The organism is Mycobacterium sp. NPDC003449 (genome assembly GCF_053588415.1).
The window spans coordinates 1-17,338 of the sequence record NZ_JBSFPX010000165.1; the positions used below are offsets into that span (position 1 = coordinate 1).

Consider the following 17,338-nt stretch of genomic DNA (forward strand, 5'->3'; position numbering starts at 1 on the left):
GCAAGGGCGTGGCCGAGGTGCCGCTGGCCAACCGCGCCACCCTGGGCAATATGAGCCCCGAATTCGGTTCCACCGCAGCGATCTTCCCGATCGATGAGGAGACCATCAACTACCTGCGGCTGACCGGGCGCGACGACCAGCAGCTGGCCCTGGTCGAGGCCTACGCCAAGGCCCAGGGCATGTGGCATGAGCCCGACCACGAGCCGGCCTTCTCCGAATACCTCGAGCTCGACCTGTCCACCGTGGTGCCCTCCATTTCCGGCCCGAAACGCCCGCAGGACCGCATCGAGCTCACGGATGCCAAGAACGCGTTCCGCAAGGACATCCACAACTACGTCGAGGAGAACCTGCCGACCCCGCACACGCAGCTCGACGAGGCGGTAGAGGAATCGTTCCCGGCCTCGGACCCGGCCAAGCTGTCGTTCGCCGACGACGGTGCGGTCGATGTGCGTCCGTCGGCCGCCAACGGCGCCGAGGGCAGGCCGTCCAAACCGATCACCGTGAAATCCGAGGAGCGCGGCGAGTTCGTGCTCGACCACGGTGCCGTCGTCGTCGCCGGTATCACCTCGTGCACCAACACCTCCAACCCGTCGGTGATGATCGGCGCGGCGCTGCTGGCCAAGAAGGCCGTCGAGAAGGGGCTGACCTCCAAGCCGTGGGTCAAGACGAACATGGCGCCCGGGTCGCAGGTGGTCACCGACTACTACAACAAGGCCGGCCTGTGGCCGTACCTGGAGAAGCTGGGCTACTACCTTGGCGGCTACGGCTGCACCACCTGCATCGGCAACACCGGCCCGCTGCCCGACGAGATCTCGAAGGCGGTCAACGACAACGACCTCTCGGTCACCGCGGTGCTCTCGGGTAACCGCAACTTCGAGGGCCGCATCTCCCCCGACGTCAAGATGAACTACCTGGCCTCCCCGCCCCTGGTCATCGCCTACGGCATCGCGGGCACCATGGACTTCGACTTCGAGTCCGACCCGCTGGGCACCGATCAGGACGGCAATGACGTCTTCTTGAAGGACATCTGGCCGTCGGCCGCCGAGATCGAGGAGACCATCGCCAGCTCGATCAACCGGGAGATGTTCACCGACTCCTATGCCGACGTGTTCAAGGGCGACGAGCGTTGGCGCTCACTGCCCACCCCTGAGGGCAACACCTTCGAGTGGGCCGACAGCTCCACCTATGTGCGCAAGGCCCCGTATTTCGACGGCATGCCTGCCGATCCGGAGCCGGTCGGCGACATCACCGGCGCCAGAGTGCTTGCACTGCTGGGTGATTCGGTGACCACCGACCACATCAGCCCGGCCGGTGCGATCAAGCCGGGCACCCCGGCCGCGCAGTACCTCGATGCCAACGGCGTCGAACGCAAGGACTACAACTCGCTGGGGTCGCGGCGCGGCAACCACGAGGTGATGATTCGCGGCACCTTCGCCAACATCCGGTTGCGCAACCAGCTGCTGGACGATGTCTCGGGCGGCTACACCCGCGACTTCACCCAGGATGGTGGGCCCCAGTCGTTCATCTACGACGCGTCGGTCAACTACCAGAAGGCCGGTATCCCGCTCGTGGTCCTCGGCGGCAAGGAATACGGTTCCGGCTCATCGCGTGACTGGGCGGCCAAGGGCACGGTGCTGCTGGGAGTGAAGGCTGTCATCACCGAGTCATTCGAGCGCATCCACCGGTCGAATCTCATTGGTATGGGCGTCATCCCGCTGCAGTTCCCGGCCGGCGAATCGGCAGCGAGCCTCAAACTGGACGGTACCGAGACCTTCGATATCGCGGGCATCACCGCGCTGAACGAGGGCAAGACGCCCAAGACGGTGAAGGTGACCGCCACCCGCGAAAATGGCGAGACGGTTCAATTCGACGCGGTGGTCCGCATCGACACGCCCGGTGAGGCCGACTACTACCGCAACGGCGGCATCCTGCAGTACGTGCTGCGCAATATGCTGAAGTCGAAGTAGACCGGGTCGAAGCGATAGCAGCGGGACGCCGACGAGCGCTTGCGCGAGGAGTGTGTGTGAAGTGCCCCGGGTAACCGACGACCACCTCGCGGCCCGGCGCCGTCAGATCCTTGACGGCGCCAGGCGCTGCTTCGCCCAGTACGGGTACGAGAGCGCGACCGTGCGACGGCTCGAACACACCATCGGGCTGTCGCGCGGCGCGATCTTTCACCACTTCAAGGACAAGGACACCCTGTTCTTCGAGCTGGCCCGCGAGGATGCGGAACGGATGGCCGATGTGGCCGCCCGTGAAGGCCTGATCCAGGTGATGCGGAACATGCTCGCCGCGCCCGAGCAGTTCGACTGGCTGGCCACGCGGCTGGAGATCGCCCGAAAGCTCCGCAACGACCCGGCGTTTCACCGGGGCTGGGCGGAACGCTCCGCCGAGCTGTCGGCGGCCACCACCGAGCGTCTACGCCGCCAGAAGCAGGCCGGGCGGCTGCGCGACGACGTGCCGAGCGAGGTGCTGCACATCTACCTGGACCTGGTGCTCGACGGCCTGATCGCGCACCTGGCCTCCGGCGACGATCCCAAGCAGCTCAGCGCCGTCCTCGACCTCGTCGAAGCCTCTGTGCGGCAACAGCAGCCGGCGGGTCAGGGTCTCGACCGGGTGCGGTGATTGGGCCCGCCACGGCTGCGCATGGTGGTCCCCGACTCGCGCAGCAAGCTGTGTATCGAGCCGTACGATCGACCGGTCCTCGCGACCAGCGAACGGATGCTCGCGCCCCCCTCGTAGGCGCTCCGCAGCTCGGTCAGCAGCTGGTCCCGGGTCGTGCTGGTTTCCTTCATCGACATCTCCCCGCTCTCGATGTCCCGACGCATACCCAGAGTAGGAACCCGTCACACACAGGTGGGCGGAATTGGCCAAACGTCTTCGATTTACGTGTCCGAAAATCCGGCGGGTCTTGAGATTTCGGATCAGGCGAGCTCGATCAGATCCCGGTACTCGTTGGACCAGAAGTCCTCGGTGCCGTCCGGCAGCAGCACCACACGCTGCGGATCGAGCGCCTCGGCGGCGCCCGGATCGTGTGTCACCAACACCACCGCCCCCTGATAACTGCGCAACGCGTCGAGCACCTGCTCACGCGACGCCGGGTCGAGGTTGTTGGTCGGCTCGTCGAGCAGCAGCACGTTGGCGGTGGAGGCGACCAGCCCGGCCAGCGCCAACCGGGTCTTCTCGCCGCCGGACAGCGTGCCTGCCGGCTGCTCCAGCTGCGGGCCGGTAAACATGAAGGCGCCCAGCAGACCCCGCAGATCCTGCTCGCCGGTATCGGGGGCGGCGTGGCGGATGTTCTCCCATACCGTGGCGTGATCGTCGAGCGTGTCGTGTTCCTGGGCGAAGTAGCCGAGCTTGAGTCCGTGGCCGGGCTCCAACTCGCCGGCATCGGCCGTCTCGGCACCGGCCAGCAGCCGAAGCAGCGTCGTCTTGCCCGCACCGTTGAGCCCGAGCACCACCACCCGCGATCCCCGGTCGATGGCCAGATCGACACCGGTGAAGATCTCCAACGACCCGTAGGTCTTGGTCAGTCCCTTGGCCACCAGTGGAGTCTTGCCGCACGCCGCCGGGCTCGGGAACTTGATCCGGGCCACCTTGTCGGCCACCCGCTCGTCGTCCAACGCCGCCATCATCCGATCGGCGCGGCGCAACATATTCTGCGCGGCAACGGCTTTGGTGGCCTTGGCGCCCATCTTCGCGGCCTGGGTGCGCAGCGCGGAGGCCTTCCGCTCGGCGTTGGCGCGTTCACGGCGCCTGCGCTGCTCGTCGGTGGCGCGGGCATCGAGATACTTCTGCCAGCCCATGTTGTAGACGTCGGCCTCACCACGCACCGCATCGAGGAACCACACCCGGTTGACCACCTCAGCGAGCAGATCCACGTTGTGACTGATCACCACAAGCCCGCCGGTGTGGTTGTGCAGGAAGTCCCGCAGCCAGCCGATCGAGTCGGCGTCGAGGTGGTTGGTGGGCTCGTCGAGCAACAGTGTGGTGGCCGAACCCGACCCCGCTTCCGAGGCCGCGAACAGGATGCGGGCCAGCTCCACCCGTCGCCGCTGACCGCCCGACAGCGTGCGCAGCGGCTGGGTCAGAACCCGCTCGGGCAGGCCGAGGCTGGCGCAGATCCGGCCCGCCTCACTTTCGGCGGCGTACCCGCCCAACGCCGAGAACCGCTCCTCGAGCTGGCCGTAGCGGCGGACCGCCTTGTCGCGGGCCGCATCGTCGGCGACCTCGGCCATCAGCACCTGCTGCTTTTCCAGGTCGGCGAGCAGGGTGTCCAGCCCGCGGGCCGACAGCACCCGGTCGCGGGCCAGCACGTCGAGATCGCCTTCTTTGGGATCCTGTGGCAGATAACCTATTTCGCCGGTCGTGCTGACCGATCCGGCGTACGGCTCGCCCTCCCCGGCCAGGATGCGCATGGTCGTCGTCTTGCCCGCCCCGTTGCGTCCGACCAGGCCGATCCGGTCGCCGGGCTGCACCCGCAGCGCGGAGCCGTCGATGGAAAGCAACGTGCGCGCGCCGGCGCGGACCTCCAGGTCCGTTGCGGTGATCACGCTGCCGTCCTCCTCATTTCCCTGTTACGTGTGGTCGTTACCCGTCGGCTCCTCGCGCTAGCGCTCGTCGGTGAATTCCGGGGGCCGTTTCTCCGCGCGCGCGGCGACCGCCTCTTCGAAGTTTGCGGTGAGCAGGCGCACGAAAAGTTGCCCCAGACCTTCGGCCTGCATGTGCCCTTCCAGGCTAGCGGCGTCCAGTCCACTCCAAAGTGTGCGCTTGGTCAACTCGATTCCCGGCCGGGAGAACGCGGCCATGCCCTCGGCCATCCGGTAACAGGTGTCGAGCAGCTCACTGTCGGGGACCGAATGTGACACCAGCCCGATGCGTTGGGCTTCCTCGGCGTCGACGTCGCGGCCGGTGAGCATGATCTCGAACGCCCGCGAGGAGCCGATGGCCCGCGGCAACAGATAGGACAAGCCCAGCTCACTGGCCGTCAGCCCGTTGTTGATCCCGGCGGCGCGGAAATACGCGCCGGATGCCGCGACCCGGACATCGCAGGCCAACGCTAGACACAGCCCACCGCCGATGGCGGCACCGTTGACCGCGGCGATCACCGGTTGGTGCAGGCGGCGTAGGGCCAAGATCACATCGTCGAGGAGCTCCATCGACCGCAGCGCGAACGTCGGCCGGGTCAGCCCCTCGACGTTCGGCACCGCGCCCGCGGACTTGTGGTCGGCACCCGAGGAGAAGCCTCGCCCGGCCCCGGTCAGAACGACGACGCGCACCGAGTTGTCGTAGCGCAGCTCCTCGAGCGTCTGCTTGAGCGGCACCATGACGTCGAACGCCATCGAGTTCATCCGCTCCGGCCGGTTGAGGGTCACCAGGGCCAGGCCCGCACGGGGACGCTCGACCAGAACGAATTGGTTGGATTCAGCCACGGACAAGCACGCTATCGCGCGTGCCGGCGGCTACACCTGTTCGGCGTCGTCCTGTGCGGCGATCGCCGCGTCCACGTCGAACTCCTTGACCTTCTGCACCAGTTCCTCCAGGGCCGCCGGCGGCAGCGCCCCGGCCTGGTTGAAGACCAGCTTGCCCTTCTTGAACGCCATCAGTGTCGGGATCGACCGGATGTCGGCGGCCGCGGCGAGCCCCTGCTCGGCCTCGGTGTCGACCTTGCCGTGCACCACGTCCGGGTGTTTGTCGGAGGACGCGGCGAACGTCGGCGCGAACGCGCGACACGGCCCGCACCACGACGCCCAGAAGTCCACCAGCACGATGTCGTTGTCGTTGATGGTGTCGTTGAATTTGTCTGCGGTGATGTCTTGCGTACTCACACCTGTCCTAACGTCGGGGGTGGGACGGCCTGTTCCCCACCCTAGGGGTCAATACAAGCTGGCCAGCGCGGTTTCGGCGTGGTAGCCGCCGAAACCGGCCAGCGTGTCGTCGCGCAGCCGGTTCACCCAGGCCGGATCGGCCAGCAGGGCGCGCCCGACGGCGACGATGTCGAATTCCCCCGCGGCGAACTGCTCTACCAGCCGATCCACCGGGGCCGGGGTGATCACATCGCGACCCGACCGGCCCGGGGTGAACTCGGTGGACAGCCCCACCGAACCGACCCCGATCACCGGGAGGCCGGTGATCCGCTTGCTCCAGCCCGCCAGGCTCAACGACGATCCGGTGAACCCGGGCAGATAGTGCCGCCGTGTCGAGGGATGCAGGACGTTCACCCCCGCGTCGACCAACGGCGCCAGCACTTCCTCCAGTTCGGCCGGGGTGGCCGCGATCCGCGCGTCGTAGGCGTTGGCCTTCCACTGCGAGAACCGGTAGATGATCGGGAATTCGGCTCCGACGGCGTCGCGCACCGCCGCCACCACCTCGGCCGGGAACCTGGTCCGCGCGGCCACCGAGCCGCCGTATCCGTCGGTGCGCCGATTTGTCCCCTCCCACAGGAATTCGTCGAGCAGATAGCCGTGGGCGCCGTGCAGTTCGACCGCGTCGAAGCCGGCATCGCGGGCGTTGCGCGCGGCTTCGGCGAACCCCGCCGCCACCCCGGCCAGCTCGTCGGAGCGCAGCGCACGGCCCTTGGCCACCCCGAGGCTGTTCAGGCCGGACGGGCTCACCGGAGCCACGCCGTCGGAGTCGTCCCGTTCGGCGCCCTGATGCCACAGCTGTGCGGCGATGACCGCGCCGTGGCTGTGCACGGCGTCGGTGACGGCCCGCCAGCCGGCCAGCACGTCGGCGCCGACGATGGTCGGCACCTCCGGCGGCCATCCGGCGGCAGCATCGGCCAGGCGTACGCCTTCGGTGATGATCAGCCCGACGCCGCCGGCCGCGCGCCGCGCGTAGTAGGCGGCGACATCGGGTCCGGGTATCCCGGCGGGCGAGGCCCGCCGGGTCATCGGGGCCATCGCGAAGCGATTCGGGACCGTCAGGGACCCGATGGTCAGCGGCCTGAACAGCGCGTCGGGAGATGCATTCACGCCTAGGTCCAACGGAGCCGGATACAGCCGGATTCCGTTTTATTCACCGAAGTCTTTAAACGCCTCGAGCAGCCGCGCGCGAAACTCCGGATCGAACTCCCCCTCGCCGATCCGGCCGACGGTGCGCACGGTCTGACGGAACTGCTGCAGGTAGTTTTCGCAGCCGTCGCAATCCAGCAGATGCAGATCGAAGCGGGCCCGGGTGTCGGCGTCCAGCGCATCGTCGAGGTATGCGGTGACGAGTTCCACGAGTTCGTTGCAGTCCATCGCTAACTCACCCCTCCCAGATACGCCTCCAGTGCCTGCCGCAGGGCGGCACGCCCCCGGTGCAGCAGTACCCGCTGATTGGCGGCGGTGAGGCCGAGCAGCAGGCACACCTCCGCGGCCTCGAACCCGAGCAGGTCGCGCAGGGTCACCACGGTGCGCTGGCGGTCCGGCAGTTTCTCCAGTTCACGACCGGCGACCGCGATGAGTTCGGCCCCCAGCACCGAATTCTCCGGCGTCTCGGGAAACGGGCTGGGCTGGGAGTCGGATCGCCAATGCCCCGGCCAGGGATCCTCGCCGGTGCGGAATCGGGCCGGGTCCACCGTGCCACCGGTGAACGCCGCGATCGCGGCGTCGGCGTCACGGCGCTCCCGGACCCCCCGGGTCTTGGCGATGTTGATCATCACGGTGAACAGCCAGGTCCGCAGCGATGATCGGCCCTCGAACTTGTCGATGCCCTCGATCAGTGCGATCCACGCCTCCTGCACCACCTCTTCGGCGATCTCGGCGGTCGGCACGTATCCGCGCGCCACCCGCAGCATGGCGGGTGTGTGCCGGTCGACCAGCATCGCGAACGCGGACTCGTCGCCGCGGCGCAACGCCGGGATGAGTTCCGATTCCTCCACGGTGACGATCATGGCGTACCCAGCCGCCGCGCCGCGGATCGGATCACCGTGCGGATACGCGAAATCAGACGGTGAAACCGAGGGCCCGCAACTGTTCGCGCCCGTCGTCGGTGATCTTGTCCGGACCCCACGGCGGATTCCACACCCAGTTGATCTTGAGCTCGTCGACCAGGCCGGCACCCACCAGCGCGGTGCGCGACTGATCCTCGATGACATCGGTGAGCGGGCAGGCCGCCGAGGTCAGGGTCATGTCGATCAGGGCGACGGTGCCCGACTCGCCCTCCTCGACGTTGAGTCCGTAGACCAGTCCGAGGTCGACGACGTTGATGCCCAGCTCCGGATCCACCACATCGCGCATCGCCTCTTCGACGTCGGCCAGAAATTCGTCGGTCGCGGTCTCGCTCATCGCTGTTCCTCCACATCATCACTGGTCGCAGCCAGCGCTCCGTTCGATGGCCTGGCCTCCGCCAGCGCGGCCTTGAAAGCCAGCCAGCCCAGCAGCGCGCATTTCACCCGCGCCGGGTATTTGGCGACCCCCGCGAACGCGATGCCGTCGCCGAGTACATCCTCGTCCCCCTCAAGGCTGCCGCGTGAGGAAATCATCTCGGTGAACGCCTCGACCGTCTTGAGGGCATCGCCTACGGTCAGGCCGATCACCTGATCGGTCAGCACCGAGGTGGCGGCCTGGCTGATCGAGCACCCCTGCCCGTCGTAGGAGATGTCGGCGACGCTATCGCCGTCCCCGGACAGCGCCACCCGCAACGTCACCTCGTCACCGCAGGTCGGGTTGACGTGATGCACCTCGGCCCCGAACGGCTCCCGCAACCCGCGATGGTGCGGATGCTTGTAGTGGTCCAGGATGACTTCCTGGTACATCTGTTCCATTCTCATCGGTCGCCCGCCGTCACGCAAAGAACTCCACGGCACGTTTCACCCCGGCCACCAGCCGGTCGACCTCGTCGAGCGTGTTGTACACCGCGAACGACGCACGGGCGGTGGCGGCGATACCGAATCGGCGGTGCAACGGCCACGCGCAGTGATGGCCGACGCGTACGGCGACCCCCTCGTCGTCGAGCACCTGCCCGACGTCGTGGGCGTGGATGCCGTCGACGACGAAACTCACCGGTGAACCCCGGTGCTCCAGGGAAGTGGGCCCGATGATCCGAACCCCCGGCACCTCCCGTAAACCCTCCAGCGCGGCGGCGACCAGTTCGGCCTCGTGTGCTTCGACGGCGGCCGGGCCGATCGCGTTCAGGTACCGCGCCGCGGCGCCCAGCCCGACGACCTGCGAGGTCATCGGGGTGCCCGCCTCGAACCGCTGCGGCGCGGGCGCGAACGTGGTCTTCTCCATCGTGACGGTCTCGATCATCGACCCGCCGGTGAGGAATGGCGGCATCGCGTCGAGCAGTTCGCGGCGGCCGTAGAGCACACCGATGCCGGTGGGCCCCAGCATCTTGTGCCCGGAGAACGCCGCGAAGTCGACGTCGAGCGCGTGCAGGTCGACCGGCTGGTGGGGTACTGACTGGCAGGCGTCCAGCACGGTCAGCGCTCCGACCGCCCTGGCCCGCGCCACCAGCTCAGCGACCGGTGCGATGGCTCCCGTGACGTTCGAATGATGGCTGAAGGCAACGACTTTGACGCGTTCGTCGAGCTGCAGCGAGTCCAGGTCGATGCGACCGGCGTCGGGCCCCTCCGATGTGACTCCGTACCAGCGCAGGGTGGCCCCGGTGCGCTCGGCGAGCTCCTGCCAGGGGATCAGATTGGCGTGGTGTTCGAGTTCGGTCGTGACGATGACGTCGCCAGGGCCGACGGCATGCTCGAAACGCTTGTCCCCCAGCACATACGACACCAGGTTGATCGACTCGGTGGCGTTCTTGGTGAAGACCAGCTCATCGGCGTCGGCACCGACGAAGTCCGCGATATCGGCGCGCCCCTGCTCATAGGCGTCCGTCGACTCCTCCATCAGCTGGTGCGCACCGCGGTGTACGGCGCCGTTGGAGGTGGTCAGGAAGTCACGCTCGGCGTCGAGCACCGCCAGCGGTTTCTGCGAGGTGGCCCCGGAATCCAGGTACGCCAGTTGTTTTCCACCGCGCATCACCCGGCTCAGGATCGGAAAATCAGACCGGATCCTGGACAGTTCGGCGACATCCAACGACTGTGCAGCGATGGTCATGTCATGCTCCGACGGCTTGGGTGAAGCGCACGTATCCGTTCTCTTCGAGTTCATCGGCCAATTCAGGTCCACCGGACTCGACGATCCGGCCCCCGACGAACACATGCACGAACTGCGGCTGGATGTACCGCAGGATCCGGGTGTAGTGCGTGATCAGCAGGATCCCGCCGTGGGTTTCCTCGGCGTAGCGGTTGACCCCCTCGCTGACCACCCGCAGGGCGTCGACGTCCAGACCGGAGTCGGTCTCGTCGAGGATCGCGATCTTGGGTTTGAGCAACGCCAACTGCAGGATCTCGTGCCGCTTCTTCTCGCCACCGGAGAATCCCTCGTTGACGCTGCGCTCGCCGAACGCCTGGTCGATGTCGAGGTCGTCCATCGCACCCTTGACCTCTTTGACCCAGTGCCGCAGCTTGGGCGCCTCGCCACGCACCGCGGTAGCCGCGGTGCGCAGGAAGTTCGACATCGACACGCCGGGCACCTCGACCGGGTACTGCATCGCCAGAAACAGCCCAGCCCGGGCTCTTTCGTCGATGCTCATCTCCAGGACGTCCTGCCCGTCGAGCGTGATCGAGCCCGAGGTCACGGTGTACTTGGGGTGGCCGGCGATCGCGTAGGACAGCGTGGACTTCCCGGATCCGTTGGGCCCCATCACCGCATGGGTCTCCCCCGCCTTCACGGTCAGGTCGACGCCCTTGAGGATCGGGATCTCCTCGGCCGCCTCGGTCGCGGCCACACTGACGTGGAGGTCCTTGATTTCCAGAGTGCTCATTGCTGCTTCGTTCCTTCGGTTAGCTCAAGTTCGTGTTCGATGGCCTCGGTGAGGCGGTCCCGGACCGCGGGCACGGCGATCTTCTGAATCAGTTCGCCGAAGAATCCGCGCACCACCAGGCGCCTGGCCTGCTCCTCGGGAATGCCACGGGCCTGCAGATAGAAGAGCTGCTCGTCGTCGAATCGGCCGGTGGCACTGGCGTGCCCGGCCCCGATGATCTCCCCGGTCTCGATCTCCAGGTTCGGTACCGAGTCGGCCCGTGCCCCATCGGTGAGTACCAGGTTGCGGTTCACCTCGTAGGTGTCGGTCCCGGTGGCCTCGGCCCGGATCAGCACATCACCGACCCACACCGTGTGGGTGTCGGGCCTGCTCGAATCCGGATCGCCCTGCAGTGCGCCCTTGTAGGTCACGTGGGAACGGCAGTTCGGTTGGGCGTGATCGACCAGCAGCCGTGATTCGAAGTGCTGACCGTCATCGGCGAAATACAGGCCGAGCAGTTCGGCGTCACCGCCGGGGGCGCAGAACCGGACCCGACCGGTCAGCCGCGCCACGTCGGCGCCAAGGGTGACCGCGAAGTGGCGCAGCACCGCATCCTTGCCCAGTGTCGCGTGATGCATGCTGACATGCACCGCGTCGTCAGCCCAGTCGGCGATCGACACCACCTTGAGGTGGGCCGCGTCCCCGAGCACGAATTCGACGTTGTCGGCGTAGGTTCCGCTGCCGCGATGGTCGATGACGACCACGGCCTCCGCGAGCTCGTCGACCCGTACCTGCAGGTGCCCGTAGGCGGTGTTGCCCTCACCGGGGCCGCTGACGGTGATCTCGATGGGTTCGTCGAGCTGGGTATTGCGCCCCACCGTGACGATGGTGGCGTGCCCGAACGACGAAAACGCCTGTGCGGCGATCCGGTCCGCGGGCACCCCGCCCTGTCCGAGTCGCTCGTCACCGCGCTGCACGGTCTCGACCGCGACGCCGGGACGTTCACTCACCTCGATCAGCGCGCTGCCGGTCACCGGGGCCGACCCGTTGTGCAGCCCGCGCAGCCGCTTGAGCGGGGTGAACCGCCACAGCTCGTCGCGGCCGCCGGGCACCTCGAAGGCCTCGACGTCGAATGAGGTGAACAGCTCGCCCTTGTTGGCGCCCTCGACCGCCGAAGTCAGGTTCTCCGTTGCCATTACTAGCCGACCGCGCCTTCCATCTGCAGCTCGATGAGCCGGTTCAGCTCGAGCGCGTATTCCATCGGGAGTTCCTTGGCGATCGGCTCGACGAACCCGCGCACCACCATGGCCATCGCCTCGTCCTCGGTCAGGCCGCGGCTCATCAGGTAGAACAGCTGATCCTCACTGACCTTGGACACGGTGGCCTCGTGCCCCATCGTGACGTCGTCCTCACGGATGTCGACGTAGGGGTAGGTGTCGGAGCGGCTGACCGTATCGACCAGCAGCGCATCGCATTTCACGCTCGACCGCGAGCCGTGCGCACCCTTGTTGACCTGGATCAGACCGCGGTAGGACGCGCGGCCGCCGCCACGGGCCACCGACTTGGACACGATGTTCGACGAGGTGTGGGGCGCCAGGTGCAGCATTTTCGCGCCGGTGTCCTGGTGCTGACCCTCGCCGGCGAACGCCACCGAGAGCACCTCGCCCTTGGCGTGCTCACCGGTCATCCACACGGCCGGGTACTTCATCGTGACCTTCGAGCCGATGTTGCCGTCGATCCACTCCATGGTGGCGCCGGCCTCGGCCCTGGCCCGCTTGGTGACCAGGTTGTAGACGTTGTTCGACCAGTTCTGGATGGTCGTGTACCGGACCCGCGCACCGGGCTTGACCACGATCTCGACGACCGCCGAATGCAGCGAGTCGGACTTGTAGATCGGCGCCGTACACCCCTCGACGTAGTGCACGTAGGCGCCCTCGTCGGCGATGATCAGCGTGCGCTCGAACTGGCCCATGTTCTCGGTGTTGATCCGGAAGTAGGCCTGCAGCGGGATGTCGACATGTACCCCCGGCGGCACGTAGATGAACGAACCACCCGACCACACCGCGGTGTTCAGCGCGGAGAACTTGTTGTCGCCGGCCGGGATCACCGTGCCGAAGTACTGCTTGAAGATCTCGGGGTGTTCGCGCAGCCCCGAGTCGGTGTCCAGGAAGATGACGCCCTGCGCCTCCAGGTCCTCGCGGATCTGGTGGTAGACGACCTCGGACTCGTACTGCGCGGCCACCCCGGCGACCAGGCGCTGCTTCTCGGCCTCGGGGATGCCGAGCTTGTCGTAGGTGTTGCGGATGTCCTCGGGCAGGTCCTCCCAGGACGCGGCCTGCTTCTCGGTGGACCGCACGAAGTACTTGATGTTGTCGAAGTCGATGCCCTCGAGGTTGGAACCCCAGTGCGGCATCGGCTTCTTGTCGAACGTGCGCAGGGCCTTGAGCCGGATGTCGAGCATCCACTCGGGTTCGTTCTTCTTGGCCGAGATGTCACGCACCACGGCCTCGTTGAGGCCGCGTTGCGCGCTTGCGCCCGCGATGTCGGAATCCGCCCAGCCGTAGCCGTACTTACCCAGCGAGGCGATCGTCTCTTCCTGGGTCAGTTGTGGTGCCTCGGGGGTGGTCGTCATGTCGACGCTCCTTGGTCGATCGTGGTGGTGGTGCCGGCGCGGGCTGTGCGCCGAACCTCGGTCGAATTGTCCGATTTCTCTGTGTCGTCCGAATCCAGCGGGACGTGCGTGGTACAGGCACAGTCGCCGTTGACGATGGTCGCAAGGCGCTGCACATGGGTGCCGAGTTTCTCGGCGAACGCCTCGCCCTCCGTCTCGCACAGCTCCGGAAATTCCTCGGCCACATGCGATATCGGACAGTGGTGCTGGCAGATCTGCACACCGTGGATCGGTCCGCTCACCGGCGTCGTCGTGGTCGCGTACCCGGCCCTGGTGAGGGCGTCCGCCACCAGGTTCGCGGTGCCCGCGACGTCATCGGACCCCTCGGCCACACCCGCCAGGATGCTGTCGATGCGACGCCGGGCGAAGGTGCGGACCGCGTCCTTTCCGCCGATCTCGCGCAGTTGCCGTATCGCGGCGACGGCCAGATCGTCGTAGGTGTGGCCCAGCTTGGCCCGGCCGGTGGCGGTCAACCGATACCGCTTGGCCGGCCGGCCCCTGCCGTTGTGCTGCCAGGATGCGGCCGCGCTGGACTGGGCGTCACCCGCATCGATCAGGGCATCGAGATGCCTGCGCGCCCCGGCCGCCGAGATGCCGAGCCGATCGCCGATCTGTCCTGCGGTGATCGGGCCTTCCAGCAGGAGTTGGATGATGGCCCGGCGCGTCTGCCCATCCGAAACCGGCACGACTTCACCGGCGGGAGCCGGCCGACCGGCTTCCGCCGCGCGCGCGGCTGGCGGACGTATTTTCACAACACCATTGTGACGGAATTCCGTGGACGGTTCTAGCAAGGGCACCCTTACGTGATGGCCGCCACCTGACCGGCCGGGCACCGGCGCTTGCCCGGCGGGGGCCCCGATCGCCGACGGCTACGCTGCACTGATGGCCACCCGCCTGTCGTCCTTCAGCTCGTCGATCGCCCGGTGGCACGGTGACGAACGCCCGGTCGGGTCGCCGCTCAACGACGCCGAGATCGTCACCATGCGGCGGACCCGGCTGTTCGGGGCGACCGGAACGGTGCTGATGGCGATCGGGGCGCTCGGCGCCGGTGCCCGGCCCGTCGTACAGGATCCGACCTTCGGGGTGCGGCTGCTCAACCTGCCGTCCCGGATCCAGACCGTATCGCTGACCATGACCACCACCGGCGCCGTGATGATGGCGCTGGCCTGGCTGATGCTCGGCCGGTTCGCCCTCGGCCCGCGGCGGATGTCGCGCAGCCAGCTCGACCGCACCCTGCTGCTGTGGGCGTTGCCGCTGCTGATCGCCCCACCCATGTACAGCCGCGACGTCTACTCCTATCTGGCGCAGAGCGAGATCGGCCTGATCGGCCTCGATCCCTACCGAGTCGGCCCGGCGACCGGACTCGGGCTCGACCACGTGTTCACCCTGTCGGTGCCGACCCTGTGGCGGGAGACACCCGCGCCCTACGGTCCGCTCTTTCTGTGGATCGGCAAAGGCATATCGGCGTTGACCGGCGAGGACATCGTCGCCGCGGTGCTCTGTCACCGGCTGGTCGTGCTCGCCGGAGTCGGTTTGATCGTGTGGGCCACCCCGCGCCTGGCTCGCCGCTGCGGGGTGGCCGAGGTCAGTGCGCTGTGGCTGGGCGCCTGCAACCCGCTGCTGTTCATGCACCTGGTCGCGGGTATCCACAACGAAGCGCTGATGCTCGGCCTGATGCTGGCCGGTACTGAATTCGCGCTGCGCGGGATCGACTCCGCCAAACCGTTACTGCCCGCGCACCCGGACCGGCCGGGCGGCCGCGCCGACTGGCAGAGCTGGCAGCCGATGGCGGCGCTGCTCTTCGGCACCGTGCTGATCGCGCTGTCCTCGCAGGTCAAACTGCCGTCGCTGCTCGCGCTGGGATTCGTCGCGATGGCCCTGGCCTGGCGCCTGGGTGGAACGCTCAAGGCGTTCCTGATCTCGGGCACGTCGCTGGGCGCGGTGTCGCTGGCCGTGATGGCGGTGATCGGGTGGGCCAGCGGGCTCGGTTTCGGCTGGCTGTTCACCCTGGGAACCGCCAACGTGGTGCGCAGCTGGATGTCGCCGCCGACGCTGCTCGCGCTGGGTACGGGTCAGGTCGGCATCCTGCTCGGCCTCGGCGATCACACCACCGCGGTGCTGGGACTGACCCGCGGGATCGGTGTGTTCCTGATCTCGATCCTGGTCACCTGGCTGCTGTGGGCGGTGCTGCGCGGCCGCCTGCACCCGGTCGGCGGCCTCGGCGTGGCCCTCGGGGGGACGGTGTTGCTGTTCCCCGTGGTGCAACCGTGGTACCTGCTGTGGGCGGTCATCCCGCTCGCAGCCTGGGCCACCCGACCGCGCTTTCGCGGTGCGACCATCGCCATCACGCTCGTCGTCGGGATCTTCGGGCCGACCGCCAACGGCGACCGGTTCACCTTGTTCCAGATCGTCATGGCCACCCTGGCCAGCACCATCATCGTGCTGATCCTGATCGGGTTGACCTACCGCAGACTGCCGTGGCGCAGGCCACCCGGGCCCGCGCCGAGCCCACCGCAGGCACCGGCACCGCCCGGCGACGCCTACGCTGAATCCCCGTGACCTCGCCTTCGGATGTTGCCGACTCCTCGCGCAAGGGCTCGTCGGCCCCGGTGCGGCTGCGCGGGGTCACCAAGCGGTACGGCGCCACGACGGCGGTCTCGGGTCTCGATCTCGACGTGCACGAGGCCGAGGTTCTGGCCCTGCTCGGCCCCAACGGGGCGGGTAAGACCACCACCATCGAGATGTGCGAGGGCTTCATCCGGCCCGACGCGGGCACGGTCGAGATCCTCGGTCTCGATCCCACGGCCGACAATGCCCGGCTGCGCGAGCGGATCGGCGTGATGCTGCAGGGCGGTGGCGGTTATCCCGCGGCCCGGGCCGGGGAGATGCTCGACCTGGTCGCCTCCTACGCGGCCGCCCCGCTCGACCCGGCGTGGCTGATGGACACCCTCGGGCTGACCGAGTCGGCCCGCACCACCTACCGCAGGCTGTCCGGCGGCCAGCAGCAGCGGCTCGCACTGGCCTGCGCGGTGGTCGGCCGCCCCGAGCTGGTGTTCCTCGACGAGCCCACCGCGGGTATGGATGCGCACGCACGAATCGTGGTGTGGGAGTTGATCGATGCGCTGCGCCGCGACGGCGTGACGGTGGTGCTCACCACGCATCAGCTCACCGAGGCCGAGGAGCTCGCGGACCGGATCGTGATCATCGACCACGGGGTGGCCGTCGCCGCGGGCACCCCCGCCGAGCTGATGCGCAGCGGCGCGGAGAATCAGCTGCGGTTCACCGCGCCGCGCATGCTCGACCTGTCCCTGCTGATCTCGGCCCTGCCGGAGAACTACAAGGCCACCGAGACCGCGCCGGGCGAGTACCTGGTCGAAGGGCAGATCGATCCGCAGGTGCTGGCCACGGTCACGGCGTGGTGCGCCCGGCTCAACGTGCTGGCCACCGATATGCGGGTCGAACAGCGCAGCCTCGAGGATGTGTTCCTCGATCTGACCGGACGGGAGTTGCGCCCATGACGACGACCAACCGATTCGCCCCGGGCACCTTCACCCCCGACCCCCGCCCGGCGACGGTGCCCAAGATGCTGACCGCCCAGTTCGGCCTCGAGCTGCGGCTGCTGCTGCGCAACGGGGAACAGCTGCTGCTGACGATGTTCATCCCGATCACCCTGCTGGTCGGGCTCACGCTATTGCCGCTTGGCTCTTTCGGTGACGATCGCGCCGGCACCTTCACACCGGCCATCATGGCGCTCGCGGTGATCTCGACCGCGTTCACCGGGCAGGCCAGGTCGAGCAGAGAGGCGGCCTCCCGGACACGTGTATCGATCTCGGCTTTACTCACCTTCGCCATTTTCAGGGCAAAGCCCATGTTCTGCGCGAC

The 17,338-nt window shown here is 67.7% G+C and carries 18 protein-coding genes and 1 pseudogene; 5 read left to right on the forward strand and 14 right to left on the reverse strand.

Annotated features, from left to right (window positions below):
* Positions 1-1,967, forward strand: a 1,967-nt coding sequence (gene acnA / locus ACWDTP_RS29860; protein ID WP_450026606.1) for an aconitate hydratase AcnA, incomplete at its 5' end; no start/stop codon positions are given.
* A gap of 61 nt (positions 1,968-2,028) precedes the next feature.
* Positions 2,029-2,625, forward strand: a complete 597-nt coding sequence (locus ACWDTP_RS29865; RefSeq protein WP_450026608.1) for a TetR/AcrR family transcriptional regulator — start codon at positions 2,029-2,031, stop codon at positions 2,623-2,625.
* On the opposite strand, the gene ACWDTP_RS29870 is transcribed toward ACWDTP_RS29865, so the two are convergent.
* The 14 genes from ACWDTP_RS29870 to ACWDTP_RS29935 form a co-directional block, all read right to left on the reverse strand.
* Positions 2,601-2,795, reverse strand: coding sequence for a helix-turn-helix domain-containing protein (locus ACWDTP_RS29870; RefSeq protein WP_450026610.1), 195 nt, complete (start codon positions 2,793-2,795; stop codon positions 2,601-2,603). The genes ACWDTP_RS29865 and ACWDTP_RS29870 overlap by 25 nt on opposite strands.
* Before the next feature lie 129 nt (positions 2,796-2,924).
* Positions 2,925-4,553, reverse strand: coding sequence for an ABC-F family ATP-binding cassette domain-containing protein (locus ACWDTP_RS29875; RefSeq protein WP_450026612.1), 1,629 nt, complete (start codon positions 4,551-4,553; stop codon positions 2,925-2,927).
* Positions 4,554-4,610: 57 nt separating this feature from the next.
* Positions 4,611-5,447, reverse strand: a complete 837-nt coding sequence (locus tag ACWDTP_RS29880) for an enoyl-CoA hydratase (protein ID WP_450026637.1) — start codon at positions 5,445-5,447, stop codon at positions 4,611-4,613.
* A gap of 15 nt (positions 5,448-5,462) precedes the next feature.
* The gene (trxA, locus tag ACWDTP_RS29885) at positions 5,463-5,828 is read right to left on the reverse strand and encodes a thioredoxin (RefSeq protein ID WP_450026614.1); all 366 of its coding nucleotides are present in this window, start codon (positions 5,826-5,828) and stop codon (positions 5,463-5,465) included.
* A gap of 48 nt (positions 5,829-5,876) precedes the next feature.
* Positions 5,877-6,974 (reverse strand): NADH:flavin oxidoreductase, encoded by a 1,098-nt coding sequence (locus ACWDTP_RS29890; RefSeq protein WP_450026616.1) that lies wholly within the window; start codon positions 6,972-6,974, stop codon positions 5,877-5,879.
* A 39-nt stretch (positions 6,975-7,013) separates the two neighbouring features.
* Complete coding sequence (locus ACWDTP_RS29895; RefSeq protein ID WP_450026617.1) at positions 7,014-7,241, reverse strand: anti-sigma factor family protein; 228 nt, start codon at positions 7,239-7,241, stop codon at positions 7,014-7,016.
* A 2-nt stretch (positions 7,242-7,243) separates the two neighbouring features.
* On the reverse strand, positions 7,244-7,876 hold the full coding sequence (locus tag ACWDTP_RS29900) for an RNA polymerase sigma factor (protein WP_450026619.1): 633 nt from the start codon (positions 7,874-7,876) through the stop codon (positions 7,244-7,246).
* Positions 7,877-7,928: 52 nt separating this feature from the next.
* Entirely contained in the window at positions 7,929-8,270 is a 342-nt protein-coding gene (locus ACWDTP_RS29905; protein ID WP_450026621.1) for a metal-sulfur cluster assembly factor, read from the reverse strand.
* On the reverse strand, positions 8,267-8,755 hold the full coding sequence (gene sufU / locus ACWDTP_RS29910) for a Fe-S cluster assembly sulfur transfer protein SufU (protein WP_450026623.1): 489 nt from the start codon (positions 8,753-8,755) through the stop codon (positions 8,267-8,269). The genes ACWDTP_RS29905 and sufU overlap by 4 nt, the downstream gene beginning before the upstream one ends.
* A gap of 13 nt (positions 8,756-8,768) precedes the next feature.
* Positions 8,769-10,037 carry a cysteine desulfurase gene (locus tag ACWDTP_RS29915; RefSeq protein ID WP_450026625.1) on the reverse strand — a complete coding sequence of 423 codons (1,269 nt, stop codon included), beginning with the start codon at positions 10,035-10,037 and terminating at the stop codon, positions 8,769-8,771.
* Between the two features lies 1 nt (position 10,038).
* A complete protein-coding gene (sufC, locus tag ACWDTP_RS29920; RefSeq protein WP_450026627.1) occupies positions 10,039-10,806 on the reverse strand; it encodes a Fe-S cluster assembly ATPase SufC in 768 nt (255 codons plus the stop codon).
* Entirely contained in the window at positions 10,803-11,981 is a 1,179-nt protein-coding gene (sufD, locus tag ACWDTP_RS29925) for a Fe-S cluster assembly protein SufD (RefSeq protein ID WP_450026629.1), read from the reverse strand. The genes sufC and sufD overlap by 4 nt, the downstream gene beginning before the upstream one ends.
* Before the next feature lie 2 nt (positions 11,982-11,983).
* Positions 11,984-13,417: a Fe-S cluster assembly protein SufB gene (sufB, locus tag ACWDTP_RS29930; protein WP_450026631.1), complete on the reverse strand. Its 1,434-nt coding sequence runs from the start codon at positions 13,415-13,417 to the stop codon at positions 11,984-11,986.
* On the reverse strand, positions 13,414-14,289 hold the full coding sequence (locus tag ACWDTP_RS29935; protein ID WP_450026633.1) for a helix-turn-helix transcriptional regulator: 876 nt from the start codon (positions 14,287-14,289) through the stop codon (positions 13,414-13,416). Before ACWDTP_RS29935 ends, sufB begins: the two co-directional genes overlap by 4 nt.
* A 49-nt stretch (positions 14,290-14,338) precedes the next feature.
* Between ACWDTP_RS29935 and mptB the strand changes: the two genes are divergently transcribed.
* The 3 genes and pseudogenes from mptB to ACWDTP_RS29950 form a co-directional block, all read left to right on the forward strand.
* Complete coding sequence (gene mptB / locus ACWDTP_RS29940; protein ID WP_450026635.1) at positions 14,339-16,015, forward strand: polyprenol phosphomannose-dependent alpha 1,6 mannosyltransferase MptB; 1,677 nt, start codon at positions 14,339-14,341, stop codon at positions 16,013-16,015.
* Positions 16,016-16,065: 50 nt separating this feature from the next.
* A complete protein-coding gene (locus tag ACWDTP_RS29945) occupies positions 16,066-16,974 on the forward strand; it encodes an ABC transporter ATP-binding protein (RefSeq protein WP_450026639.1) in 909 nt (302 codons plus the stop codon).
* Positions 16,971-17,338 (forward strand): annotated as a pseudogene (locus ACWDTP_RS29950) (multidrug ABC transporter permease); the annotation flags it as partial. The gene ACWDTP_RS29945 and the pseudogene ACWDTP_RS29950, both read left to right, overlap by 4 nt.